Annotated in this window: 23 protein-coding genes; 3 read left to right on the top strand and 20 right to left on the bottom strand. The window is 56.1% G+C overall.

Features of this window, described 5'->3' with window-relative positions; all coding sequences use genetic code 11:
• Positions 1-8: 8 nt before the first annotated feature.
• Positions 9-1208, bottom strand: a complete 1200-nt coding sequence (locus tag JJB97_RS01895) for a nicotinamide mononucleotide deamidase-related protein YfaY (protein ID WP_238712113.1) — start codon at positions 1206-1208, stop codon at positions 9-11.
• Positions 1209-1582: 374 nt separating this feature from the next.
• On the opposite strand from JJB97_RS01895, the gene JJB97_RS01890 reads away from it, so the two are divergent.
• A complete protein-coding gene (locus tag JJB97_RS01890) occupies positions 1583-1768 on the top strand; it encodes a hypothetical protein (RefSeq protein ID WP_238712112.1) in 186 nt (61 codons plus the stop codon).
• A 242-nt stretch (positions 1769-2010) separates the two neighbouring features.
• Here the strand turns inward: JJB97_RS01890 and JJB97_RS01885 are convergent, their stop codons facing one another.
• The 4 genes from JJB97_RS01885 to JJB97_RS01870 are packed head-to-tail and all read right to left on the bottom strand — an operon-like array spanning position 2011 to position 6004.
• Entirely contained in the window at positions 2011-3012 is a 1002-nt protein-coding gene (locus JJB97_RS01885; RefSeq protein ID WP_238712111.1) for a transketolase family protein, read from the bottom strand.
• A complete protein-coding gene (locus JJB97_RS01880; RefSeq protein ID WP_238712110.1) occupies positions 3009-3857 on the bottom strand; it encodes a transketolase in 849 nt (282 codons plus the stop codon). Before JJB97_RS01880 ends, JJB97_RS01885 begins: the two co-directional genes overlap by 4 nt.
• Before the next feature lie 14 nt (positions 3858-3871).
• Entirely contained in the window at positions 3872-4621 is a 750-nt protein-coding gene (locus JJB97_RS01875; protein ID WP_238712109.1) for an SDR family NAD(P)-dependent oxidoreductase, read from the bottom strand.
• A gap of 51 nt (positions 4622-4672) precedes the next feature.
• Positions 4673-6004 (bottom strand): MFS transporter, encoded by a 1332-nt coding sequence (locus tag JJB97_RS01870; protein WP_238712108.1) that lies wholly within the window; start codon positions 6002-6004, stop codon positions 4673-4675.
• Positions 6005-6302: 298 nt separating this feature from the next.
• Here JJB97_RS01870 and JJB97_RS01865 point away from each other — a divergent pair, with 298 nt between their 5' ends.
• A complete protein-coding gene (locus tag JJB97_RS01865; RefSeq protein WP_238712107.1) occupies positions 6303-7223 on the top strand; it encodes a LysR substrate-binding domain-containing protein in 921 nt (306 codons plus the stop codon).
• Positions 7224-7417: 194 nt separating this feature from the next.
• Here JJB97_RS01865 and menE read toward each other — a convergent pair whose 3' ends face one another.
• From menE to JJB97_RS01825, 8 genes are all read right to left on the bottom strand, one after another.
• Positions 7418-8857: an o-succinylbenzoate--CoA ligase gene (gene menE / locus JJB97_RS01860; protein WP_238712106.1), complete on the bottom strand. Its 1440-nt coding sequence runs from the start codon at positions 8855-8857 to the stop codon at positions 7418-7420.
• Complete coding sequence (gene menC / locus JJB97_RS01855) at positions 8854-9819, bottom strand: o-succinylbenzoate synthase (RefSeq protein WP_238712105.1); 966 nt, start codon at positions 9817-9819, stop codon at positions 8854-8856. Before menC ends, menE begins: the two co-directional genes overlap by 4 nt.
• Positions 9819-10676, bottom strand: a complete 858-nt coding sequence (menB, locus tag JJB97_RS01850) for a 1,4-dihydroxy-2-naphthoyl-CoA synthase (RefSeq protein ID WP_238712104.1) — start codon at positions 10674-10676, stop codon at positions 9819-9821. The genes menC and menB overlap by 1 nt, the downstream gene beginning before the upstream one ends.
• Before the next feature lie 2 nt (positions 10677-10678).
• Positions 10679-11449 (bottom strand): 2-succinyl-6-hydroxy-2,4-cyclohexadiene-1-carboxylate synthase, encoded by a 771-nt coding sequence (gene menH / locus JJB97_RS01845; RefSeq protein ID WP_238712103.1) that lies wholly within the window; start codon positions 11447-11449, stop codon positions 10679-10681.
• Entirely contained in the window at positions 11446-13116 is a 1671-nt protein-coding gene (menD, locus tag JJB97_RS01840; protein WP_238712102.1) for a 2-succinyl-5-enolpyruvyl-6-hydroxy-3-cyclohexene-1-carboxylic-acid synthase, read from the bottom strand. Before menD ends, menH begins: the two co-directional genes overlap by 4 nt.
• Before the next feature lie 83 nt (positions 13117-13199).
• On the bottom strand, positions 13200-14504 hold the full coding sequence (gene menF, locus JJB97_RS01835) for an isochorismate synthase MenF (protein WP_263457828.1): 1305 nt from the start codon (positions 14502-14504) through the stop codon (positions 13200-13202).
• Between the two features lie 113 nt (positions 14505-14617).
• On the bottom strand, positions 14618-14926 hold the full coding sequence (elaB, locus tag JJB97_RS01830) for a stress response protein ElaB (RefSeq protein ID WP_238712101.1): 309 nt from the start codon (positions 14924-14926) through the stop codon (positions 14618-14620).
• A 70-nt stretch (positions 14927-14996) separates the two neighbouring features.
• Positions 14997-15440 carry a GNAT family N-acetyltransferase gene (locus tag JJB97_RS01825; protein WP_238712100.1) on the bottom strand — a complete coding sequence of 148 codons (444 nt, stop codon included), beginning with the start codon at positions 15438-15440 and terminating at the stop codon, positions 14997-14999.
• 411 nt (positions 15441-15851) lie between these two features.
• On the opposite strand from JJB97_RS01825, the gene rnz reads away from it, so the two are divergent.
• Positions 15852-16784 carry a ribonuclease Z gene (gene rnz / locus JJB97_RS01820; protein ID WP_238712099.1) on the top strand — a complete coding sequence of 311 codons (933 nt, stop codon included), beginning with the start codon at positions 15852-15854 and terminating at the stop codon, positions 16782-16784.
• A gap of 550 nt (positions 16785-17334) precedes the next feature.
• On the opposite strand, the gene JJB97_RS01815 is transcribed toward rnz, so the two are convergent.
• The 7 genes from JJB97_RS01815 to nuoJ form a co-directional block, all read right to left on the bottom strand.
• Positions 17335-17874, bottom strand: a complete 540-nt coding sequence (locus tag JJB97_RS01815; RefSeq protein WP_238712098.1) for a DUF2058 domain-containing protein — start codon at positions 17872-17874, stop codon at positions 17335-17337.
• Positions 17875-17978: 104 nt separating this feature from the next.
• On the bottom strand, positions 17979-18461 hold the full coding sequence (locus JJB97_RS01810; protein ID WP_238712097.1) for a cold shock domain-containing protein: 483 nt from the start codon (positions 18459-18461) through the stop codon (positions 17979-17981).
• 341 nt (positions 18462-18802) lie between these two features.
• Positions 18803-20260 carry an NADH-quinone oxidoreductase subunit NuoN gene (gene nuoN / locus JJB97_RS01805; protein WP_238712096.1) on the bottom strand — a complete coding sequence of 486 codons (1458 nt, stop codon included), beginning with the start codon at positions 20258-20260 and terminating at the stop codon, positions 18803-18805.
• 7 nt (positions 20261-20267) lie between these two features.
• Entirely contained in the window at positions 20268-21797 is a 1530-nt protein-coding gene (nuoM, locus tag JJB97_RS01800; protein ID WP_238712095.1) for an NADH-quinone oxidoreductase subunit M, read from the bottom strand.
• Positions 21798-21916: 119 nt separating this feature from the next.
• Entirely contained in the window at positions 21917-23758 is a 1842-nt protein-coding gene (nuoL, locus tag JJB97_RS01795; protein WP_238712094.1) for an NADH-quinone oxidoreductase subunit L, read from the bottom strand.
• A complete protein-coding gene (gene nuoK / locus JJB97_RS01790; RefSeq protein WP_238712093.1) occupies positions 23755-24057 on the bottom strand; it encodes an NADH-quinone oxidoreductase subunit NuoK in 303 nt (100 codons plus the stop codon). Before nuoK ends, nuoL begins: the two co-directional genes overlap by 4 nt.
• Positions 24054-24608, bottom strand: coding sequence for an NADH-quinone oxidoreductase subunit J (gene nuoJ, locus JJB97_RS01785; RefSeq protein WP_238712092.1), 555 nt, complete (start codon positions 24606-24608; stop codon positions 24054-24056). The genes nuoK and nuoJ overlap by 4 nt, the downstream gene beginning before the upstream one ends.
• Positions 24609-24611: the final 3 nt, after the last annotated feature.

Below are 24611 nucleotides of genomic sequence, written 5' to 3'. Positions count from 1 at the left end.
AACGTCTCTTAGCCCATAGCGACATGCTCCAGTATCCGCACCCAGCCATATTGATTATCAAGCGGTTCATCATCAAGCCAGCGATGCAGAAGGCTAAGCGCCATGACCACGCAGGTATCCTGCTGTATGCGTCGGGCACGGTTGCTAAAGCCAAAACGAACGCGCACCCCCTGCCCGCGTCCGGCGCTGACTAGTGCAAAGTTGAAGGATTCATCGGGAGCGGCCGCCACCCGTAGTACAATATCGGCAGACGTTTGCGCGACGTAACATGCGGCATATTGCATACACTGCGCCAGCGTTTCCGCCTCCGCAGGCAGCACCTCGCTGCGCGCCAGCGCCACCCCGCCGTCGCAAAGCTCCCAGCTTAGCAATCCGTTGCAGAACTGCTCGCTGACCGCGAGGGAGGCCCCACGCATCGCCAGGCGCTGCGCAACCGCCGCCGCCAGCCCCTGAGTGCCTTCAAAAAGCAGGCTGTCTCCCACTTCCCGTTTAATAGCCTGCCACACAGGCATCATCGCATCGCGCTGCGCCGCCGGGCCTGTCAGCTTCAGCTCAATAACCGGCGCGCTGGCTCGATATCCCAATACAACATCAGCCGGCAGCGCCAGCGCATCCAGGCGCTGGGCTAAATCGCTTTCCCCACGGCCAAAAGTGGTCAGCCGCAGGCAAAGCGGCGGCTCAGGCAGAGAAAAACGCTCACGCAGGCGCGGCAAAATTTGCTGTTCCACCATCACTTTAAATTCAGACGGCACGCCAGGCGTGAAAAAAATCAAACAGCCATTAAGCCCGATGACAAAACCACAGGCGGTGCCGACCGGATTATCTAACATTTCACTGCCCGCAGGCAGCAATGCCTGCTTGCGGTTAGAGGGGGCCATCGTCCTGCCCCGCTCGGCAAAATAGCGCGTCATACGCGCCAGCCATTCGCCGTTTTCCACCAGCGGCTGCCCCAACGCCAGCGCCGCCGCCTGCGCGCTCAGATCATCGCGGGTGGGGCCAAGGCCGCCGTTAACAATCAGCACATCGGCATGCCGGCTACGTTCATGCAGCGCTGCGACCAGCGACGCCAGCGCATCGCCTACCGTACTACGCCTACACATCGCCAGCCCCTGACTGAACAGGTAGTCCGCCAGCCAGGCGGCATTCGTATCCACTATCTGACCGTGCAGCACTTCATCGCCAGTGGAGAGCATTTCAACATTTATCATCGGTTGACTCCTGAGGGGTAAAACATATTTTTATTGCGCGTTTCAGGCAAAAACTCAACACAGGGCTCTGTCGGACAAGGTTAAACCTGTTAAGTGTAATAGTTTGAAACGCTTGCGCTTCACCTGTCAGGAAAAAGAGGTGACTGTAATAGACAGGGCCTGGTTGCTGCAAATAAAGGCATAGCCGGCAATAGCGAACCCGCCCCGCTAATCACACCTGATTCAACAAACTTTAGCGTCAGGAAGATAACGATGAGTAAGAAGAGATTAACAGTCGTCGCCAGCGCACAAAAACGCGGCCTGATGCGGCTCCAGGAGGCCTGGTTACTTGAAAAACCGGCCCATTTTGTTCACGAAGCGAGCCCGAACGCCGCATGTCCGCCAAAGGCTTCGGCACGCAGGCACATTTAACGTTATCGCGGGGGCCGGATAGCTCTCGTTTCACCCCTGCGATGACAAAGGCACCCAGATTGTTGACAAAGAAGGAAAAAACGGGGTTTTTCCTTCTTCGTGGTAAGCAGGCGAAAATCAATGCATTGATTTTCGTTATTTTTTATTGAATTTCATCCATCCTGTCTGCGACAGGATGGGGTTTGTCAGCAGTCTCGCCCCCCTGTTTACCCACAGCCTGGTATGGCGGCAGGGACTGTCGACAAACACCGGCGCATGCGGCATCGGCCCGAAAAATCAAATAGAGCAGAAAAAAAGTTATTGTTTTTTCTCCAGCGGCCACAAAGAGGGCAAACCACGCTTTGCCCTCTTTGTCATCAATCTGCGCCGCCGCAGGCCTGGCGGCACTACATCACTTAAGTTTGCCTTTGATAGTTTCCACCATAGCATTACTCGAAATGCCGTAGCGATCGTGCAGTGTAGGCAGCGCCCCTGCGTCGAGGAATGCGTCAGGCAGCGTGATGGCGCTAAACGCCGCGCGCACGCCTTTATGCATTAAAAGCGACGCCACGGCCTCGCTCAACCCGCCCACACTGGTATGGTTTTCGGCGCTAATGACCAGCCGCCCGGGTTTTGACGCCTGTTCAAGAATGGCTTTTTCATCCAGCGGTTTGATGGTCGGCACGTGCAGCACCGCTACGCTCACATTATCTTTGCGCAGCTTTTCAGCGGCTTCCAGCGCGCGCATAGTCATCAGGCCTGAGGAAATAATCAGCACATCCCTTCCATCTTCGAGCAAATGCGCCTTGCCCGGCACAAACTTATAGTCGTACTTCTCAAGCACCACCGGCACCTTGCCGCGCAGCAGGCGCATATAAACCGGCCCTTTATGCTCGGCCATTGCCGGTACCGCCTGCGCAATTTCAACGGCGTCGCAGGGATCGATAACCATCATGCCCGGAATGCCGCGCATAATCGCGATGTCTTCCGTGGCCTGATGGCTTGGCCCGTAGCCGGTCGTAAGCCCCGGCAACGCGGCGCAGATTTTCACGTTCAGGTGCTCTTCGGCAATCACCTGGTGGATGAAATCATAGGCACGGCGCGTGGCAAACACGGCGTAGGTTGTAACAAACGGCGTAAAGCCTTCTTTCGCCATACCGCCTGCCGCCCCCATCAGCAGTTGTTCCGCCATCCCCATCTGGAAAAAACGTTCAGGGTGCGCTTGGGCAAAGATATGCAGATCGGTATATTTAGATAAATCCGCCGTCATACCAACGATGTCCGGGCGCGAATTCGCCAACTGCGCCAGCGCATGACCAAACGGCGCGGCGCGGGTTTCCTGGCCTTCTTCAGCGATGGAGGCAATCATTGCAGACGTCGTCAGGCGTGGTTTATTCTGCGTACTCTGGCTCATGATTTCACTCCTTCCGGTTTGTTAGCATCCAGTACGGCAATGGCTTTTTGCCATTCATCGGCATCAACGCGAATAAAGTGGTTCTTATCGCGGGTTTCAAGGAATGGCACGCCTTTACCCATCAGGGTGTCGCATAAAATTACGCGTGGCTTCTGTTGCGGATAATTGCAGGCATTTTCAAACGCCTCGACAAGCGCAGCCACATCGTTGCCGTTAACCCGCTGCACAAACCAGCCAAACGACGCCCACTTCTCTTCCAGCGGCTCAAAACCGAGGATTTTGCGCGAATCGCCATCGGCCTGCTGCCTGTTGATATCAACGAGATTGATAAGCCCGGCCAGCCCGTAGTGCGCAGCCGACATCGCCGCCTCCCAGGTTGAGCCTTCGTCCAGCTCGCCGTCGGACATGGAGTTAATCACCCGCGCATGACCGCCCTTTTGTTTCACGCCCAGCGCCATGCCAACGGCGATGCTTAACCCCTGTCCGAGCGAACCGCCGGAAATTTCCATGCCCGGCGTATAGGTCGCCATACCGGACATGGGCAGACGGCTGTCGTCAAATCCGTAGGTTTCAAGCTCTGCTTCAGGAATAATGCCCGCTTCAATCAGCGCGGCGTAATAAGCAATCGCGTAATGCCCGTGGGAGAGCAGAAAGCGATCGCGCGCTTCCCACTGCGGCGCATCCGGGCGAAAGTTCATGATGTGGGCAAACGCCGTTGCCAGCACATCGGCATAACCTAACGCCTGCCCGATATATCCCTGTCCCTGAACTTCGCCCATGCGCAGGGCATAGCGGCGAATTCGCCACGCTGATGCGGCAACTTTTTGTATAACCGTTTGCGACATAATGGCTCTCTCAATTAGTGGATTAACATTCCACCGTTCACGTCAAGCGTGATGCCGGTGGAATAGGCAGACAGATCGCTGCCAAGGAACAAGGCGGCGTTAGCGATATCAGAGGCTTCGCCCAGGCGGTTTAACGGAATACCGGCCACTATCCCGGCCTTCATATCGTCGCTTAATTTGCCTGCGGTGATATCGGTCTGAATCAGACCCGGCGTGATGCAGTTAACGCGCACGTTATCCGGCCCCAACTCGCGCGCCATCGCCTTCGCCAAACCAAGTACGCCCGCCTTCGCAGCGCTGTAGTGCGGGCCGCCGAAAATACCGCCGCCGCGTTGTGCGGAAACAGAGGAGATACAAATAATGCTGCCGGATTTTTGCGCGCGCATAGTGGGGATTACCGACTGCGACATTAACAGCGTACCGCGCAGGCTGACGTCGAGCACGGCATCGTAGTTTTCACGCTTAATCTCCATAAGCTTAATCGGCTGCGTAATACCTGCGTTATTGACCAGGATATCCACACGGCCATATTTCGCCAGCACCTGCTCCATAGCAGCGCTAACCTGCCGCTCATCCGCAACGTTTGCCGCCACGCCAAGGTGCTGTTCGCCCAACATAGCCGCCGCTTTTTTACTGGCACCGTCATCAAGGTCAATGAGAACCACTTTCGCGCCCTGCCCGGCAAACACTTTAGCGGTTGCGAAACCTAAACCACGTGGGGAAGCCGCGCCAGTAATGATGGCGACTTTATCTTTGAGTAACATAATAAACTCCAGCTATAGATTATTCAGATGGTGTTAAAGGCGATTTTTTATTTAACGCGGTTCATCAATAATTAAAATGACCGCAAGTCCAACAGCGGCGCAGATACCAAAATAAGTGAATACGGTATTAAAGCTACCGGTATAATCGAGTAAAAAGCCGGCCAGCATCGGGGAGACAAAGCCCCCAAGATTACCGCCCGTGTTGATAACAGAAGCGGTGACAGGATAGATTTTCGCATCAGACGCGGCCATACCGTATGCGGTAAAAGCAGGCCAGCCAATATTGAGGCAAAAGCCGACAAAAAATAAACCCAGGCAAACGTCGGCCGTAATTTGCGCAATATTGAGCATGATAAACATCATAACCACTGTACTAATAGCGGTGAATATCATGGTCGGTTTACGGCGACGGCCCAGCAGTTTATCAGAGATATAGCCGCCCAAAATCGCGCCCACGAAACCACCGATACACGGCATACTGGCGACAAGCCCCATGCGCATGAAATCAAAACCCTTTTCCTTCACTAAATAAAGCGGAATCCAGGTTAATAATCCATAAAGCACGCTAACCATCATAAAATACGCCAGGCAGTCTCCAATGATATTTTTTGACGTAAACACCCCTTTTACGCTATCAATTGGCGTAAGCTCCCGCACGCGAATCATTTTATCCAGTGCAGAGAACTTCTTATCCATTACAATATTCCAACGCGCGCCTTTGCCTGCGGTACATTCATCATTGATATAACCCAGCTCTTGTTTAGACACAAATTTGCTTTCAGCCGGGCGCGTTTTCACCAATAAATACCAGGCAAGAGCGATAATGATGCCCGGAATAGCAAAAGAGAAAAAGACCCAGCGCCAGCCCCAGGTTAGCGCAATCCACACCGCCAGCGGCGGCACCAGGATAGGAGCAAACATAGTGGAAGCGATATAAACGCCGGTTGCGGTCGCTTTCTCTTTTGCCGGGAACCAGTTATTGATAGTCGAGGCCAGCCCTACCGGACACGGCCCTTCGGTTAAGCCCAGCCCAAGGCGTATACCTTTCAATCCCAGCACCGAAGACGCGGTGCCCATAAGCCAGGTGAATGCCGAAAAGCCGAAAATCGACAGCGCCACCAGGCCACGGATGCCTCTCTTCGCAATTAAAAAACCGGCCGGGATCTGGCTTAGCGCATAACCCAGAAAAAACATACTGGCGATGCTACCGGCTTCAAAGTTACTGATATGAAACTCATCAATAATAAACGGCAGCACAGCGCCGATATTTGTTCTATCAGCATAATTCAGGGCATAAACAATAAAAATAAGTGCCAGTACAACAAAGCGATAATTTGTTTTCCGGGCATTCGCATAAGGTAAGATTTGTTCTATACGTGACATTATTAAAACCTCTTTGTAAGAACAACTATTATATGAGCATTACATTGATGCTCTTATCAGGTACAAATTAACTATATCGATAAGAACGCGTTTTTGAATTCAAAAAAACTCATTTCATATTGAAAGAAATTTAATGAAATTAAAATAAGTCCATAAATGTGACGCCGGTCAAGTTTCTTAATTTGCGTTCCTTGCAAGGAATTTATGTGATCCACTTCGCGATTTTTCATGGCATAAATGTTTCTTTTGCCACTTCCCTTTACAGTGAGGCGGTAAAATACGCGCTCAGGTATAAGAAATGCATAACCCGGCCCTTAAAAAACTTCCCTTACCGTCATTAAAAAATTTGCAGACCTTTATTGAAGTCGCCAATACAGGAAGTATTAACCTTGCCGCCGACAATTTAAATATTACGCCATCGGCAGTCAGCCATCAGATTTCCACACTTGAAGCCTTCCTGGGGCGAAAATTATTTATCCGCAGTGGAAAAGGCATGCGAATAAACGCGCTGGGTGAAGATTACTTACAGCAAATATCCGGAGCATTAAATCTCATTGGGCGCGTAACCGATAAGATAATTAATGAACCCCACGGCGATATTTTACGCATCCATTCTGCGCCCTCCTTCGGAGTACTGTGGTTAATACGCCGTCTCGGTAGTTTCAGAGCAAAACACCCGGATATACTGATTAATCTCACCTGTTCTTACGAAAACCTGCAATTCTCGCGCGATAACATTGACATTGATATCCGCCACGGTATTGCACAATGGGACGGTTATAAAACGCTTACTATTAAAAATGAGCGCCTGCTCGTTATGGCCTCACCCGCCTATCTGCTTACTCACCCGGTTTCTGGCCCTGAAGATATTCCCAACCACAATCTGGTGCACTCCACCGTCACGCTGGCAAGCTGGGAAAGGTGGTTTTCTTTTCATAAAATTGCGACCCGCCACCCCGAATATCATCTCAGTTTCGATCGTTCCTATATGAGTTTCGAGGCGGGGAAAATGGGGCTGGGATTAATTCTGGAGAGCTCGCTGTTAGCAGACGAATTACTTGAGCGTGGAGAGCTTGAACCCGTTTTCCAGGCGCGCTATGCCTACCCTGTCAACGCCCATCATCTGGTTATGCCGCACATTAATGAACGTAGCCGCAAAGTGAAAGTGTTTATTAGCTGGATAAGAGAGGAACTGGCGGCTGAAGGTTATGAAATATAGGACGCAGGTTACGCCTAATGCGGATAAAGTAACCGTCACTTTTCAGCCTTCATGCCGGAAAAAGCAAGCGCCCCTTGAGCAAGAAGCCCCTGCGACAGCCGCCCGCCCCTAAGCCGCCGAAATTTAGCGCATTGCACGCCGTCACGGCTTTGCGGCAAACAAAGAAACCGCATACGCAGGGCAACGTTGAGAAGCTAGCGGCGAACTTCTTTTTCCACCCACGCCTGTACCGCCCGGCGGGAAACTTTAATTCCGCCATTTTTCAGCGGCGGCGGCAGACGAAACCAGCGCACCGGCTGCTGAAAGCGCACCAGTTTATCGGCCACCCACTGCGCCAGCGCGTCGGGCGTGAGGCTGTCATCGCACTCCACTACCGCCACCGGACGCTGGCCAAACTCCACATCCGCTATCGGCACGACAAAACACTGGCTTACGTACGGATGCGCGCTAATCACGCGCTCCACGTCTTCAGGCTGTATACCCTCGCCGCCGCTAAAAAAGAGATTATCCAGCCGCCCAAGCACCGTCAGCCTACCGTTTTTGCACACGCCGCGATCGCGGGTATGAAACCAACCTTCGCTGTCCGTTAGCGGCACCAGCGCACCGTCGCGCCAGTAGCCGCAGGCCAGGCTTGCCGCACGAATCTGAATTTCATCATCACAAACGCGCACCTCGCGCCCGGGCAGCGCTTCCCCCACGTCCGGCAGACCATCGGCACGTTTTGCGCATACCGTAGAGGCCAGCTCCGTCAGTCCATAGCCGCACCAGCAGCTCACGCCTCGCGCCTGGGCCTGCTGCGTGAGCGATACCGGAATCTGCGCGCCGCCCAACAGCACGCTTTTCAACGCCGGCGGCATTTTCGGCTGCGCCAGCAAGCGCCAGAGCTGGGTCGGCACCAGCGAGGCATGAGTACAACCTTCCAGCGCAGTATGCAGCGGGCGCAGGTCGCGCACCGTAAGGCAGCCCCCCGCCCACAGCCAGCGCCAGAAAATCCCCTGTCCGGAAACGTGAAACAGCGGCAGCGACAGCAGCCAGTTATCCTGCCCGCCATATGGCATCAGCGCAAGCAGCCCCTGCGCGCTGGCAAGATGCGCCGCGGCGCTGTGCACGGCCGCCTTCGGCAAACCGCTGGAGCCGGACGTCAGCGTCATGGAGACCAGGCGGGCCGGATCCCACGCAACGGCGCAGCGAAAAGCATCCTCATCGGCAGGCGCTATATGACCGCCGCTAACATCCGGCGGCGTCGTTTCCGGCGAACCTGCAGGCAGCTCCGGCCAGCGCAGCGCCGGGAGCGCCGGGAGCGTGGCGCTATCGTCGAGCGCCAGGCCGTAGCGCAATGTCAGCCCCGGCAGCAGTTCATCAAGCAGCGGCTGCGGCAGTTTCGGGTTCAGCGGCAAAACGCGCGCGCCGCACTGTAACAATGCCAGCCAGGCCAGTAGCGTCCGCGGGCCGTTTGCCGCACACAGCGCTATGCCGCAGCCGTCAATCACGCCCTGCTGAGCAAAGCCGTGCGCCAGCGCGTCCACGCGCCGGCACAGCGCGCGCCAGCTCAGCGCCGCCTCATCAAACCGCAGCGCGATGGCATCGCCGCGTACGCTGCGCCAGCAGCGCCACGGCCAGTCGGTAAAACTCATAGCAGCGGCTCCAGGCTCTGGGTATCCAGACAAGGCAGAACGCTGCCCGGCCAGCGGCGTACCAGTTGCGCCTGCATCAGCGACAGCGTATCCAGCCCCGGTATCACGCCTGGCGTCAGCCAGGCGGCAATACGCGCCAGTTGCGTCAACCCCAGACTTGATTCAATCGATGAACTGATAATCGCCTCCAGCCCCAGCGCATGCGCCTGAGCGACCTGCCCGCGCACGATGTCAAGACTGCCGGTCAGGGTCGGTTTAATTATCACCGCCGTTAATCCCGGTTCGGCGGCAAAAACGAAATCCGACTCGCGCAAGCTCTCATCCCACGCAATCGCAATACCGGTTTCGGCGGCGAACGCGCGCGACTGTTCACGGGTTTTGCACGGCTCTTCAATAAAGGCGATGCGCGAACGGCGCGCAGGCGAAACGTATTTTGCAAACTGCTGCGCCTTAAGCGGCGTCCAGCCACGGTTGGCGTCAAGGCGCAATGTCAGGGCAGGCAGCGCTTCCAGCAACAGGTTTACTACCATGCCGTCACGCACCGCCTCATAAAGCCCAACTTTAATTTTTGCCACCTTTTCGCCAGGCATCGCTTCCAGCACAGGGATCAACGCATCGGGATCGCCTGTGCACAGCGGCGCGGCGCGGTAATCCGCCGCAGCCGGCAACACCTGTGTAAGCTCCGCAGCCGCACAGCTCAGGCCAAACGCCGCCGACGGCGCAGCCGGCCATGCCGGGTTATCGCCTGCGCGCCAGGCATTTACCCACCCCAGCGTTTGCGCCTGCGTCTCGTCGAGCGTTTCAGCGCTAAAGCCCGGCAGCGGCGCTATTTCCCCCCAGCCTTCGTTTTCGCCTTCGCGCAGGCGCACCAGCAGCCCGTCGCGCGTTTTCAGGCGCCGCTCGCGCAGCACCACGCCCGCATCCATCGGCAGTTGGTAACGCCAGATTTGCGCCTGACGCATTACGGGTTCCGTTTATATTTGCTGAAGTCCGGCGCCCGCTTTTCGTTAAAGGCATTACGCCCTTCCTGCCCTTCATCGGTCATATAGAAAAGCATAGTGGCGTTACCCGCCAGCTCCTGCAAACCGGCCTGGCCGTCGCAGTCGGCATTCAACGCCGCCTTCAGGCAACGCAGGGCCATCGGGCTGTTTTCGAGCATTTCCCGACACCAGCGCACGGTTTCTTTTTCCAGTTCCGCCAGCGGGACTACGGTATTCACCAGCCCCATATCCAGCGCCTGTTTTGCATCGTACTGGCGGCACAAAAACCAGATTTCGCGCGCTTTTTTCTGACCGACGATGCGCGCCATGTAAGAAGCGCCCCAGCCGCCGTCAAAAGAACCAACTTTCGGGCCAGTTTGTCCAAAGATGGCGTTGTCCGCCGCAATGGTCAGATCGCACATCATATGCAATACATGACCGCCGCCAATAGCGTAACCGGCCACCATCGCGACTACCGGCTTCGGGCAGGTGCGAATCTGGCGCTGGAAGTCCAGCACGTTGAGATGATGAACGCCGCTGTCGTCACGATAGCCGCCGTAGTCGCCGCGGATTTTCTGATCGCCGCCCGCGCAGAACGCCTTGTCGCCTTCACCGGTCAGCACAATCACGCCAATGCTGTCGTCATAGCGCGCATCGGCCAGCGCCTGAATCATCTCCTTGACCGTCAGCGGGCGAAAGGCATTACGCACCTGTGGACGGTTGATGGTGATTTTAGCGATACCGTCGGGCGATTTTTCGTAACGAATATCGGTGTAGCCTTCCGAGCAGTCGCGCCATTCAACCGGCGCGCAGAGCTTTTGTTCATCTGGATAGATCATGATTAGTCCTCATCGGCCTGAGCCAGTATTTCACGAAGCGCGTTACTAAACGCGCCGGGATTTTCGCGGTGCGCGTTGTGTCCTGCCGCCGGGATAACCCGCAGCGGCAGCGCGCGCGCCTGGGCCAGCGCGCGAAATTTCGCGTCGCGCTCGCCGCATAAATAAGTAAAAGGTATTGTTAACGCCCGCAGCGCCGGGGCCAGATCCGGCTGGCGCGCCAGCGAGGTTGCTTCCAGCATAGCCGCCAGCGACAGTGGATTATTACGACCGCGCAGCGCTATCAGCTCGCTACGCTGTAGAGGGGTCAGATCGCTAAATACCGGCTGGCGGTACCATGCGTCAAGCACGTCGGGAAGCGGTTGCGCGCGCAGGCGCTGCGCCCACTGCATATCGCTTTGCATTCGCTGTTCGCGCCCGGCTTTACAGGCCAGACCCGGATTGCCGCCTTCCACCACCAGCCCGGCCAGGCCGTCGGCATGTCCATAACAGGCGTGATACATTGCGATTCTGCCGCCCAGCGAATAACCCACCAGCCAGTAATGCGTTACCCCATAATGCGCCAGCGTGGCGCGCAGACGCTGGCTGACGTCGGCAAAATCGCGCGCTAATATCTGCGCCGAGCCGCCGTGACCTGGCAGGTCTATCCACAACTGCGACCAGTGCGTAAACTCCCCGGCAAAGGGCAGCCATTCGCGTCTGCTGCCAAGAAAACCGTGCAGCCAGACCAGCCAGGGACGACCAGCCACACTGTTTGCCCGCGCATGTAAAATCACAGATGGCTCACCTGCGCCAGCAGTTGTTGCAGCGTGCGGGTGCCTGCGGTTTGTTCAACGCTTAGTTCAACAATGGTCGCGCCGGGGCGCTGCCACGCGCCCGACATCACCTCGCACAGCGCCTGCCAACTGTCGGGCGCAGAATAGCTTAACCCAAACATGGCCGCGCTTTGTTCAAAGCTGACGTTCTGCGGCATGCAGTAGAAGCGCTCACGTTCGTTTACCGGCGTCGGCAGCAGCGAGAAGATCTGACCGCCGTTATTGTTGACGATAAGCAGCACGAACGGCGCAGGCGCCTGGCGCAGCAGCGCCAGGCTGTTGAGATCGTAGAGCGCAGACAGATCGCCGACCACAGCAAGCGTAGGACGCGCCTTTGCACGCTGTACGCCAGCGGCGGTGGAAATGAGGCCGTCGATACCGCTGGCGCCGCGGTTGCTCCATACCGGGTACCCCTGCGGCAGGCGCGCCAGGGCATCCACCAGGCGCACCACCAGGCTGTTGCCAAGAAACAGTTGCCCCTGTTCAGGCAACAGCAGCGGCAGGCGACGCGCCACCTGGGCTTCGCCAAATTCCGCGGTCATCTTCTCCGCTCTGGCCTGCGCCTGCGCTGAAAGCATTGCCACATCCTGCGCCCAGGGCGCGCGCTTTTCTGCCGGATGCCGCGCCAGCCACTCGCCAATATCCGCCACCAGTCTGCGGCCGCGATGGTGCGCCGGGTCGAGGCGGCCGTCAAGGCTATCGACAATCCAGTACTCCTGCGGCCGACACGTCGCCTGCCACTGCAACAGGCGCTTACCGGTGAGGCTTGCGCCGAACTGAATCACAATATCCGCTTCGTCCAGTTCCGTAACGGCACGGGCGTTACCCAGCCATAAGTCCGCACAAGGCAGGGGCTGCCCGGTTTGCGATAAAACGTCGCCAATCAGCGGCCAGCCCAGCGTTTGCGCCCAGGCCGCCACCTGAGCGCCCTCACGCGCGCTCAGCCGGCCAGCGACAATAACACCGCGCCTGCGCCGCCACGCGGGCCAGTCGTCCTGTTTTATCACGGTTGCCTGATGTGGCTCGCATAGCCACGGTTTATCATCCTGCCACCAGTTGCCCAATGTCTGCTGCCAGGCAAGGCCGCCGTCATTAAGCTCGCCATACAGCGGCTCGGCAAAAGGGCAGTTTACGTGTAGCGCGCCCGCGCTAAGCCGCCCCAGCGCGCTGTCGAGCGTGGATACCAGCCAGCGAGCAGGAATATCCGGCGTCGGGCGCGGCAAAGAAAGCGTTTCAGAAGGATGGGAAGCGAAAATGCCCTGCTGGCGAATCGCCTGGTTCGCACCGCAGTCAATAAGTTCCGGCGGGCGATCGGCGCTCAGCACAACCAGTCGCTCGCCGGTCAGCCCGGCCTCAATAATGGCCGGATAGAGATTGGCTACCGCCGTACCAGACGTAACAATCACCGCTACCGGCGCTTTACCGGCCTTGGCCAACCCCAACGCCAGGTGACCGAGGCCACGTTCATCAAAATGGGTATGACAAATGAAAGCGCCGTTTCCGGCGGCCGCCAGCGTCAGCGGCGTTGAACGCGAACCCGGCGCAATGCAGATATGGCGCACGCCGTGGCGGGTCAGCGTTTCAAGAATGACCGCGGCCCAGCGGCGGTTAAAGGAGCTTGTCGACATCTGTGTGGTCCGGTATCAATATTGCCTGAATATTATAAAGATTACGCCGCGTATTATTTTGATATGCATCGTGTGCGCGTCGCTCAATCGGGAGTTGCAAAGAACAGCGAGCGCAGCCCGGCTGCCTTGTTATTCACTTCCTGCCACTCATGCTCTGCCTGCGAGCCGGCAACGATGCCCGCGCCAGCGTACAGGCGCACGCGAGCGCCCTCAATCAGCGCGCAGCGCAGCGTAACGCAAAACTCGCTACGCCGCGCGCTAAGCCAGCCCGCTGAACCTGCGTACCATTCGCGCGTAAACGGCTCGTGCCGCGCAATAAACTGCCGCGCCGCATCGCGCGGCAGCCCGGCTACCGCCGCCGTCGGCTGTAGCCGCTCCAGGCAAAGCAGATCATCGCCGCCAGCATTGAGCGTAGTCCAGATACAGCGACGCAGATGCTGCACCTTACGCAGGCGCACAACCTGAGGCGCAAGCACCTCCAGCACGCCGCATACGCCCTGCAGTCGCTGGCAGATATCTTCCACCACCAGCATATTCTCACGCTGGTTTTTATCATCATGCATAAGCCAGTCGCCAAGCTGCGCGGCCTGCGCATCGTCGGGATCGCCTGCAACCGTGCCCGCCAACGCTTCTGTACGCAGCCTGTCGCCAGTGCGTCGCCACAAACGCTCAGGCGAGGAACCCAGAAAGGCGCGCTCCGCATCGAATGCCATAAAGAAATGGTAGCAGCCGCCGTTGACTCTGCGGCTCGCGGCCATCAGCGCCGCCGCATCGGGCGCGCGGGAAAAATGCAGATTATCGACCCGGGCCAGCACGACTTTATCAAACTCACCGGCCGCAATGGCATCGGTGGCGCGCGCAATAAGCGCGCCCCACTGCGCGCGGTCGGGCTGCTGGCTTTCTTTAATACAGGCAAGCTGCAAAGGCTTCAGCGCTCGGGAACAGGACAGGCGCGCGAGAAAATCGCGCGCCCGGGGAACGTCGTCGTTTACGCTAACGGCGCTGTAAAGGTTAAGCGTCATCCGGGCGACGGCCCCCCGACGCTGCCAAAGCAGACGCGGCAAAAAGAGCCGCCCCTGCGCCGGATCAAACGCATTAAGGCCGCAAAGCGCAAGTTCAGGCGCATCGGCATACTGCGCCAGAAACGCCTGCGCTGCGGGCATATCGCTAAAGGTCGCGCACGCCCCCAGCGCCGCCAGTTCCTCATCGCCGCTACGTTGCTGCCAGTAAAACTGCGGCCACAGGCGTTGCCCGGCAAGCCATGCCAGCGCGTCGCTGCCGTCGCCCAGAGAAAATGCCATTGTGATTTGCTGTAAACCGGGTGTCGTAGAAAATGCGCCTGAGAGCGCAAGCTGAATCTGCTTCAGCACGTCGGCAAGAGAATTCAAAGTGACCTCACCCTCTGCGAAAACGACGCAGTATACGTGGTTCAGAAGGCAAAAAGAATTCCACCTCAGGAGAAGGGCAAACGCCCGCGTCGTTAACGGCGCGGGCGGGTGTGTTAACGGCGCGCCAGCAACATCCCCAGCACCAGCCCTACGGCTGCGCCGATTCCAACGCCTTGCCAGGGTTTATCACGAACAAAATCATCGGCCTGGCACACGGCCTGTTTCGTGCGGTAATAATAAGTATCGGAAGCCTGGCTGACCCGGTTTTTGACATCATGCAGCGCCTGCTCGGCGCGCGCTTTAAGTTCAATATATTTCTGGTCGGCCGGATCGCCTGAGGCGCGCAGTATCTCTTCGAGCGTTTCGCTCAGTAGCGTTAAATCGTCATCCAGGCTGGAACTGTCAGCGTTTTTGAATCCCATTGCGGTTCTCCATCATTGTGGCAGTTGGTTTACCAGACTATAGACAATAACCCCGCCATTTGCGTAACGCTCAGCCGCGCGCCATGCCGATATGCGCAATGCCGTCTTCGTCGTATACATCGGTAACCGGGATAAAGCCAAACTGCCTGTAGAAGCGCTGTAAATGCGCCTGCGCGCCGAGGTAAATACTGCTGTCCGGCCAGTGGTTAGCGCAAACGTTTAGCGCCTCTTTCATTAACCGGTTGCCAAGCTTTTCGCCTCGCGCCTGCGGCGCCACAATCACCCGCCCGATGACTACCGGTTCGCCCGGCTGCTTCAGTAGCCTCGCATACGCAATCAGCGCATTATCGCGCCACGCCAGCAGATGACGGTTTTCACCCACCATATCGTCGCCGTCAATATCCTGATAGGCGCAGTTTTGCTCGACGACAAACACCGCGCAGCGCAGTCGCAACAATGCGTAAAGCTGCGGGACAGAAAGTTGTGAATGGTGCAGGTCCTGCCACTGAATCATGTTTAATCCTTCTTTAAACGATTAAGTGATAAGCACGCTTCACCGTGCATATATCCGTATGTCGACTATTTTATTCCTTTCGCCAATAAACGGGCATTAATGTTTATCTTTTGCGCAGGCCAGTCAATTTCCCCCCTTCTTCCTGTATTGTCCGGGCGTCCTTACCTTTATAAAGAAATAAACCAGCGGCCGTAATTTTAAGCGCCCCGGATGGATTACAGGCGTGAATAAGCCTGCTGAAATTCAGGCGATACGCCAGCGCCTTAGCACTTTTCACCCGCATGCGCACGCTTAGCCTGATTGCCGTTAGCCCGTATGCTGATGAAGCGTTATATCGGGCCGGCGGGTGCTAAGCGTAAACGTTCGCTGTTATACTCACGCTCTGGCACGTTTGTGGGCAGATCGGTAATCATGCAATTTCACTTTTTAGGCACCTCAGCAGGCGTGCCCACCCGCACGCGCAACGTTAGCGCGCTGGTGCTTAATCCGGGGCTTGCCAGCGGCGGGCTATGGCTTTTTGACTGCGGCGAAGCAACCCAGCATCAGTTGCTGGCCGCCACCGTTAACGCCGGCAAAATTGAGAAAATTTTTATCACCCATCTGCACGGCGACCACATTTTTGGTCTGCCGGGGCTGTTATGCAGCCGTTCAATGGCAGGCAGTCAAGCGCCGCTAACGCTTTATGGGCCGAAGGGGCTGCGAGAATTTGTCGACACTACGCTGCGCCTGAGCGGCTCCTGGACCAGCTATCCGCTGGAAACGGTCGAAATTGACGCAGGCCTGGTGTTTAACGACGGGCAGCTTCGGGTAAGCGCCAGGCGCCTGGCGCACCCGGTGGAATGCTACGGCTTTCGCATTGAGCAGCACGATATACCCGGCGCGCTCGATGCCGCAAGGCTGATTGCCGCAGGCGTGAAGCCCGGCCCGCTGTTTCAGCGCCTGAAAAACGGCGAAACGATAACGCTTGCCGATGGCCGTATCATCAACGGCCTCGATTATCTTGCGCCCCCCAGGCCCGGTAAAACGCTGGCCATTTTTGGCGATACCGGGCCGACGCCCGCAGCGCTGGCGCTGGCGCGCGGCGCCGATGTCATGGTGCATGAAGCCACCCTGGAAGCCGCTATGGCGCAAAAAGCCAATTCACGCGGCCATTCCACCTCGCATCAGGCGGCGGAACTGGCGCGCGACGCGGGCGTCAGGCGGCTTATCATTACCCATCTTAGCTCACGCTATGATTCAGCCGGTGCAACGGCGCTGCTGGCCGAATGCCGTGAGGTATTTGCCAATACCGCGCTTGCAGCAGATTTTGCCGTGTTTGACGTTCGGGCAGATGCGTTTCGTTGATAAAATCAGAGCCGTACTGTTTTGCCGCCCGGCGTCCCGGTTGAAAATCGCCCTCAGCATGCACGACAATTTCACAGGCGCGGCGCGCCCGGTTTTGAATTAGCATCAAAGCCGGAAATGTTAAAGGTTGCCCCCACGCCTTAGGTACGTTTCCTGCTATTACAAGAACAGCAGAATCAGTTGCACGAATGCAGCAATGATTTCGATGACGAGTTTAATAATCGTCGGGATCTCAATCACCCGGTTTTCCTTACGTAAGGAGTGCAGCCATACCGCTTAGCCCTACCATTTCCCCAAAGCAGTATGTGCGGATTGTTGGGTATCCCGTACTGCGATACCTTTAGTCGTAAACAAAAAACCCCGTTACCTCACCAGTGGGGTTTCTTGCTATTTTTAACGCGTTAGGCGGCTTATATCGCTCTCCCGTGGGTTAACGTCAGCGCCCGCCTATCGGTAACGTGCATGCCGGGCGCCCCGCTGGCCATAAACAGGGCAGGAACCTGTAGCCTGGCGCAAAGCGCAAACAAATACCGATAACGGCGAACCTTACTTACCACATCAAATCATCAGGCACTTTAAAATCCGCATACGGATCGTCTTCATCCTGCTCTTGCGAACTCAGCGCACTATTTAACACAATATAGCTCGCATCCCGCTGTGCGATTTTATCGGCAACGCTTGCAGGAATAATCGCATATCCGCTCTCACCGCGGCTATCCGCAGCCAGGCGCGCAATGGCGAGACGGCCGCTGACCAACTGCGCCTGAATAAGTTTATCCACGACAACTTTTTTGATTACGTTATTATCAGTGAAGTTAAAATCGATATCGCCTTTTGAAATATTTATTCTGTTCATTTCAATAAGCTGTTTTATCTGAGCTTTGTATTCTTTCGCCAGGTTAGCCTGCTTTTGCTGCTCATTTAGCTGCTTATCGCGCTCAAGCTGCAACTTTTTATTTTCTTCCACTGCTTCTCTGGCTTCGCGCGCCTGAACGCGCGACTTTTTCGCCGTTTTCTGTACTTTGGCCATTTTTTTGCTGGACACTAACCCAGCCTTGAGCATCTGCTCCTGTAAGGTAAGTTTTGTCATCTTCGTGTCTGGATCCGTTAATTATTTGATGAAACATCGACTAACGCCGATAGTGTGCAGGCGACGGCGCTGCACCCTGGCGCAGCGCCCGCCTGAAGAGGCCGTCAGCGTCTGAGCAGCTTTACTGTCTCATCAATATCTATTTCATCTTCGCTAAAGGTTAACGTTGTGCCCTGGAAGGTGGCAATCGCCAGTTTTTTCAGCGAACGCATATCGTCTGTCCCGGAAGCCGTTTTTGGCCTGATATTTTTCATCAGTAAACCCACAGACAGCACGGCATTTTCTTTATCAATGCGGGTAATGGCAGGCACATCTTCGCTGTAAACCCGCCAGGACTTAACAGACGCGAGCTTGACGCGCTCGCCCGCGATATAGAGGTATTTACTTTGCGCCTGCACTTTCACCGCATAAGCGGATAAACCTTTGTTATTGCTGGTAGGTTCAAATGTCACCGCGGCATCTTTTTTGATAAGCTCAGGGTTAGCGACCTTAACCACATGAAAATAGCGGTTATCACCATTTTCATCTTTGATAAACCCAAAACCTTTATCTTTAAACCAGGTTGTGATCGTGCCTTTCATCGCCATTACCGCCTACCTAACCGTTTCTACACATTTTTGCAGCGCGCAGTGTAAAGCACAACGCCTGCGCAGACTATGCCTTTGGCTTAAGTCTGGACGATAAATTTCGGGTATGAAAGGCCTGAGAGTACGCCGAACCAGGCTGTTTCACGCTACATTCGGCGGTTAAGCATAGACGATGAAAAGCAGTGCGCCGCTTTTCCCTGAAAAGGATGTTTATCGTAACGCCTGCCCGCCAGGAAATATTATACCTGAATAAAAACCAGACTCTTTTTCACCTTTTTTACAGCCGACGAAAAAACGGCCCTGTATACATACAGGGCCGTTTTACAAAAGGTAAAGCGGGGTTACATCAGCGGCTGCGCCATTTGCACCAGGTTAATCAGCGGCTGCGGCCATACGCCAAGCGCCAGCACCAGCAGCGCGGAAATCAGTACTACAATCCCGCCTGCGCTATACGCCCAGTTATGCGGCGCATCGCGGTTTGGCTGCTGCGGCGCGCTCAGATAGAGGCTTACCGCCATACGCAAATAGTAATAAAGACCAATCGCCGAACCAATAATTACGCCAGCAGTCAGCCACCACAGGTGCGACTCAACGCCCACCATCAATACGTAAAGTTTGCCAAAGAAACCTAACGTCATTGGAATACCCGCCAGCGACAGCATCATCACCGTCATCACCGCCGCCAGCACAGGACGATGCCAGAACAGGCCGCGATAGGAGAACAGCGAGTCGGCATCCGGGCCACGGTAGGGGCTTGACATCAGGCTAACCACGCCAAATGCGCCAAGGCTGCTGAACAGATAGCCTGCCAGGTAAACGCCCACGGCTTCTATCGACATCTGGCCGCTTTGTAGCGCAATCAGCGCCACCAGTAAGTAGCCAAGATGGGAGATAGAAGAGAAACCAAGCAGACGTTTGACGTTGGTCTGGCTCAGGGCCATCAGGTTACCGAAGATGATGGATGCAAACGCAATCACGCCAAGCACGATACGCACCGCTTCGGTATTACCCAGCGGCACATAGAGAAACAGGCGCATCACCACGCCGAAAATAGCAATCTTACTGGCAGTCGCCAGGAAGGTGGAAACGGGCGCAGGCGCGCCCTGGTAAACGTCCGGCGTCCACAGATGAAACGGCACCAGCGAAAGTTTAAAGCCCAGGCCAACGATCATCATGCCAAGGCCCGCCAGCAGCAGCGGCTCGTGCATCATGCCGTCAGTGAGATGCTTGCCGATCGCCCCAAACGACAGGTCGCCGGATTGCGCATACACCAACGCCATACCAAACAGCAGGAAAGACGAAGCCGCCGCGGACAAAAGAGTATACTTAATGCTGGCTTCCAGCGAGCGCTTCTGGCGAAACGCATAGCCAATCAGGCCGAACAGCGGCAAAGAGATAAGCTCAATACCGAGGAACAGCGCAGCCAGGTGGTTAGCATTAGCCAACAGGATGCCGCCAAGCGCCGCAATCAGCACCAGCAGGTAGAACTCTTCTTTATTATCGGTATAGCCCTGCAGCCACGGGTAAGCAAACGTACAGGTAGCCAGGCTTGCCAGCAGCACCAGCCCGGTATAGAACATAGCGAAGCCGTCTACGCGCAGAAGCGGCGTGACGTCCATCGCGCCCGCCTGGCCGACAAACCAGAGCGAAATCAGCGCGGCGTTCAGCCCGATAACCGATAGCGTGGCATTCAGGAAATGATTGCGTCGCCACGCAATGGAAAGCATCACTACTACCACCGTTAATCCAACGATCAACAGCGGCAATAGTGCTATCAGATGTTGAGCAGTTAAAGTCATGAGCGAATTACGGCCTTGTAGTTGAAATTGAACTGGTAAACCACTGCTGAATATTGCTCATGGCAGCGTGCGAGGTATCCAGAATGGGCTGCGGATAAAAGCCCAGCAGCACCAGCAACGCAACCAGCAGCAGAATAATAAACAGCTCACGCAGTGACATACCTTCAATATCCTGCTTCGCCACATCGCTTTTCGCCCGTCCAAACCAGGCGCGATGCAGCATCGCCAGCGAATAAACAGAGGCAAACACCAGGCCGAAGGTAGAGATAACGGTAATCACCGGAACAATTTTATAGCTGCCGAACAAAATCATGAATTCGCCAACGAAGTTACCGGTGCCCGGCATCCCAAGCGTCGCTACGGCAAAAAACATTGACATCGCCGGCAACCACTTAATTTTGCCCCACAGCCCGCCCATCTGCGTCATATCACGGGTATGCAGGCGCTCATAGAGCTGGCCGCACAGGATGAAAAGACCGGCCGCAGAAAGCCCGTGCGCAATCATCTGAATGACCGCCCCCTGGTAAGCCAGTTGGCTGCCGGTGTAAATCGCAATCAACACAAAGCCCATGTGGGAAACGGAGGTATAGGCGATAAGGCGTTTAATATCTGTCTGGGCGAACGCCATCCACGCGCCGTAGAAAATACCAATCACGCCCAGCCACATGGCCACTGGCGCAAATTCAGCGGAAGCATTGGGGAACAAAGGCAGCGAGAAGCGTAACAAACCATAAGCCGCCGTTTTAAGCAAAATGCCCGCGAGATCGACAGAACCGGCGGTCGGCGCCTGAGAGTGCGCATCCGGCAGCCAGCCGTGCAGCGGTACAACCGGCATTTTTACCGCAAAAGCGATAAAGAAACCGAGCATCAGTAAATATTCCACGCCGCTGGACATCGGGGTTTTTAGCAGTTGCTCATAGCTGAAGGTCCAAACGCCCGTGGCCGCGTGATGGACAAACACCAGCGCAAGGATAGCAACCAACATTATCAGGCCGCTCGCCTGGGTGTAGATAAAGAACTTAGTGGCCGCCGTGATACGCGTCTTACCGTCGGATGCCTTATGGCCCCAGAGCGCTATCAGGAAGTACATCGGCACCAGCATCATTTCCCAGAAGAAAAAGAACAGGAACATATCGATTGCAAGGAACACACCGATAACGCCGCCCAGAATCCACATCAGATTCAGGTGGAAAAAGCCCTGATATTTTTGAATTTCACGCCAGGAGCATAACACCGCCAGCACGCCAAGCAGGCCGGTTAGCACCACCATCAGCAGCGACAGGCCGTCGATAGCAAGATGAATGTTAATGCCAAAACGTGGGATCCACGCCAGCCGGTAAGTAGACCCCCACTGTGGCTGGTCGCCTGCCTGCATCAGAGAATAGCCGCCCTGTAGCCATAATTGTAACGAGAGCGCCAGCGTCAGCCCCATCGTAATCAGCGCTATCCAGCGCGGCACGCGAACGCCAAAACGCTCTGTCTGCCAGCACAAAAAGCCGCCAATAAATGGGATTAGTATCAACCAGGGTAATAACATGGTGATATTTATTCCTTGTTTAAGTCTGGTTCAGGCTATCTCACTTGCCGATAATACCTGTCCTTTCAGACCTGTTTTTCAACGAATTCTCAGCGAAAATTCACTTATTCTTATCAAACTCAACGCAATACCATCAGCAGCGCCAGCACAACGGCGGCTCCGATACCCATTGTGGCAAGGTACCAGCGCAGATAGCCGTTCTCACTGAGCAGCAGGCCGCGTCCGGCAAAGCGCGAAAGAATGGCCGGTATATTCATCAGCGCATTCAGCGGATCGCTTTTCAGCAGCCAGGCAACGCCCAGATACGGCTTCACAAAGACGTTATTGTAAAGCCAGTCAAAACCCCAGGCGTTATACCACCATGCGCCCAGCAGCCGGCCAGGCGCGCTGTTGGCGACAGCGGTCACAAGCGTGCGTTTGCCCAGCCACAGCGCCGCGGCAATCACAATACCGGCTATCGCCACCACGCCTGAGATGATTTCAAGCGTCAGTACGCGACCATGCTCAAGCTCAGCCGTCTGAGGCAGCACGCCTGCCAGCGGCGGCGCAATCATCGCGCCCACAAAGGTAGAGAGCACCAGCAGCACAATAAGCGGCAGGTGATGGGTAATCCCCTTCCCTGCATGCGCGTGTATCTGCTCTTTGCCGTGGAATACAATGAAAATCATGCGGAAGGTATAAAGCGAGGTCATAAAGGCGCCGACCAGGCCCGCCACCATCAGGTTTATATGGCCGTTCGCCATCGCGCCTGCAAGGATTTCATCCTTACTGAAAAAGCCTGCGGTCACCAGCGGCAGCGCAGCCAGCGCGGCCCCCCCAACGAGGAAGCAGGCGTATACCAGCGGAATCGACTTGCGCAGACCGCCCATTTTGAAGATGTTCTGCTCGTGGTGGCAGGCGAGGATCACCGAACCGGACGACAGGAACAGCAGCGCTTTGAAAAACGCATGCGTCATCAGATGGAAAATCGCCGCATCCCACGCCTGTACGCCCAGCGCCAGGAACATATAACCAATCTGACTCATGGTGGAATACGCAAGCACACGTTTAATATCCGTCTGCACCAGTGCGGCAAAGCCTGCCAGCACCAGCGTAATTGCGCCGATGATCCCCACCAGATGCAACACCTCCGGCGTCAGCAGGAACAGGCCGTGGGTACGGGCGATAAGATACACGCCCGCAGTGACCATCGTTGCCGCGTGGATAAGCGCGGAGACCGGCGTCGGGCCTGCCATCGCGTCAGCAAGCCATGTCTGCAGCGGTAGCTGCGCGGATTTACCCACTGCGCCGCCCAACAGCATGAGCGTCGCCCATTGCAGCATAGTATTACCGGCAGCAAAGTGCGCCGGGGCCAGCTCCACCATTTCACGGAAGTTTAGCGTGCCCAGCTCGTTGTAGAGGATGAACAGCGCAAAAGCGAGGAACACGTCGCCTACGCGCGTGACGATAAACGCCTTCATCGCCGCGGCGCCGTTCTTCGGATCGGTGTAATAAAAACCGATAAGCAGATACGAGCACAGCCCCACGCCTTCCCAACCGAGATACATCAGCAGCAGGTTATCGGCCAGCACCAGCACGACCATGCTTGCGATAAACAGGTTGGTATAGGCGAAAAAGCGGGAATAGCCCTCTTCTCCACGCATATACCAGGAAGCGAACATGTGAATAAGAAAACCGACGCCAGTGACCACACAAAGCATAGTCAGCGACAGGCCGTCCAGCACCAGATTAAAGCCGATGTTAAAATTACCTACCGACATCCACGTCCACAGCGGCTGCACGAACGCCTGCCTGTCGCCGCCGAGGAATTCCATGCCTGCAAACGCGCTGACCAGCGCGGCCAGGCCAACGGAGCCTATGCCTACGGTCGCAGACAGGTTTTCCGACCAGCGACCGCGGGAGAACGCCAGCAGAAGATAGCCAATCAATGGCAAAACAATGGTTAACCAAAGCAGATTCATCCGCGCAACTCACTTACTGAATCAATATTCAGATTCTGGCGACGACGATGGAGCTGCAGCAGCAGCGCCAGACCAATACTGGCCTCTGCGGCGGCAAGGCTGATGGCCAGGATATACATTACCTGCGCATCCGCCTGGCCCCAGTAGCTGCCCGCCACCACGAAGGCCAACGCCGCAGCGTTGATCATAATTTCAAGGCTAATGAGCATAAACAGTAAATTGCGGCGGATCATAAGCCCCGTCAGTCCGAGGACGAACAGCACGGCGGCGAGGATCAGTCCATGTTGTAAGGGGATCATGCATGCTCCTCCGTTTTTCTCTTCACGCTATCGCCGCTGCGATTGCTCAGCACTTCCCCGGCCCGATCTTCGCGGCCAATATGGAAGGCGACGACCAGGCCTGCCAGCAACAGCATGGACGCCAGCTCAACCGCCAGTACATACGGTCCAAATAGCGCGATGCCCACCTCTTTAGCGCTGATGGGATTGCCATCAATGCCCTGATCGTTAAGGCCTACAATAGCGTATACCATCACAACCAACAGCACGGCAGATACGAGGCCCGGGCCAATCCACAACTGCGGCCTGAGCCATTCTCTCTCCTGCTGCACCACGGAATTACCGAGGTTAAGCATCATCACCACAAACACGAACAGCACCATAATCGCGCCGGCGTAGACGATAATTTCCAGCGCGCCGGCAAAGTAGGCGCCGAGTGAGAAAAACACCCCGGCGATAGCCAGCAGGGAAACAATCAGATACAGCAGCGCATGCACCGGGTTGGTATGGGTTATCGTCCTGAGGGTGGTCAGCACCGCCACAAGGGCGCAAATATAAAAGGCAAATTCCATTCC

Source organism: Tenebrionibacter intestinalis, assembly GCF_016632365.1.
Lineage (GTDB): Bacteria > Pseudomonadota > Gammaproteobacteria > Enterobacterales > Enterobacteriaceae > Tenebrionibacter > Tenebrionibacter intestinalis.
The sequence above is the reverse complement of the archived record's forward strand: the minus strand, read 5'-3'. Positions and strand labels throughout refer to the sequence as shown.

Excerpts from the sequence above, each read along its gene's own strand:
- rnz (WP_238712099.1), top strand. The coding sequence starts at position 15,852 with ATGCAATTTCACTTTTTAGGCACCTCAGCAGGCGTGCCCACCCGCACG.
- nuoL (WP_238712094.1), bottom strand. The coding sequence starts at position 23,758 with ATGAATCTGCTTTGGTTAACCATTGTTTTGCCATTGATTGGCTATCTT.
- nuoJ (WP_238712092.1), bottom strand. The coding sequence starts at position 24,608 with ATGGAATTTGCCTTTTATATTTGCGCCCTTGTGGCGGTGCTGACCACC.
- JJB97_RS01875 (WP_238712109.1), bottom strand. The coding sequence starts at position 4,621 with ATGTTACTCAAAGATAAAGTCGCCATCATTACTGGCGCGGCTTCCCCA.
- JJB97_RS01815 (WP_238712098.1), bottom strand. The coding sequence starts at position 17,874 with ATGACAAAACTTACCTTACAGGAGCAGATGCTCAAGGCTGGGTTAGTG.
- JJB97_RS01895 (WP_238712113.1), bottom strand. The coding sequence starts at position 1,208 with ATGATAAATGTTGAAATGCTCTCCACTGGCGATGAAGTGCTGCACGGT.
- JJB97_RS01865 (WP_238712107.1), top strand. The coding sequence starts at position 6,303 with ATGCATAACCCGGCCCTTAAAAAACTTCCCTTACCGTCATTAAAAAAT.
- nuoK (WP_238712093.1), bottom strand. The coding sequence starts at position 24,057 with ATGATCCCCTTACAACATGGACTGATCCTCGCCGCCGTGCTGTTCGTC.
- menC (WP_238712105.1), bottom strand. The coding sequence starts at position 9,819 with ATGCGTCAGGCGCAAATCTGGCGTTACCAACTGCCGATGGATGCGGGC.
- JJB97_RS01870 (WP_238712108.1), bottom strand. The coding sequence starts at position 6,004 with ATGTCACGTATAGAACAAATCTTACCTTATGCGAATGCCCGGAAAACA.
- JJB97_RS01810 (WP_238712097.1), bottom strand. The coding sequence starts at position 18,461 with ATGGCGATGAAAGGCACGATCACAACCTGGTTTAAAGATAAAGGTTTT.
- menB (WP_238712104.1), bottom strand. The coding sequence starts at position 10,676 with ATGATCTATCCAGATGAACAAAAGCTCTGCGCGCCGGTTGAATGGCGC.
- nuoM (WP_238712095.1), bottom strand. The coding sequence starts at position 21,797 with ATGTTATTACCCTGGTTGATACTAATCCCATTTATTGGCGGCTTTTTG.
- JJB97_RS01825 (WP_238712100.1), bottom strand. The coding sequence starts at position 15,440 with ATGATTCAGTGGCAGGACCTGCACCATTCACAACTTTCTGTCCCGCAG.
- nuoN (WP_238712096.1), bottom strand. The coding sequence starts at position 20,260 with ATGACTTTAACTGCTCAACATCTGATAGCACTATTGCCGCTGTTGATC.
- menE (WP_238712106.1), bottom strand. The coding sequence starts at position 8,857 with ATGAGTTTTACCGACTGGCCGTGGCGCTGCTGGCGCAGCGTACGCGGC.
- JJB97_RS01880 (WP_238712110.1), bottom strand. The coding sequence starts at position 3,857 with ATGTCGCAAACGGTTATACAAAAAGTTGCCGCATCAGCGTGGCGAATT.
- JJB97_RS01890 (WP_238712112.1), top strand. The coding sequence starts at position 1,583 with ATGTCCGCCAAAGGCTTCGGCACGCAGGCACATTTAACGTTATCGCGG.
- menD (WP_238712102.1), bottom strand. The coding sequence starts at position 13,116 with ATGTCGACAAGCTCCTTTAACCGCCGCTGGGCCGCGGTCATTCTTGAA.
- elaB (WP_238712101.1), bottom strand. The coding sequence starts at position 14,926 with ATGGGATTCAAAAACGCTGACAGTTCCAGCCTGGATGACGATTTAACG.
- JJB97_RS01885 (WP_238712111.1), bottom strand. The coding sequence starts at position 3,012 with ATGAGCCAGAGTACGCAGAATAAACCACGCCTGACGACGTCTGCAATG.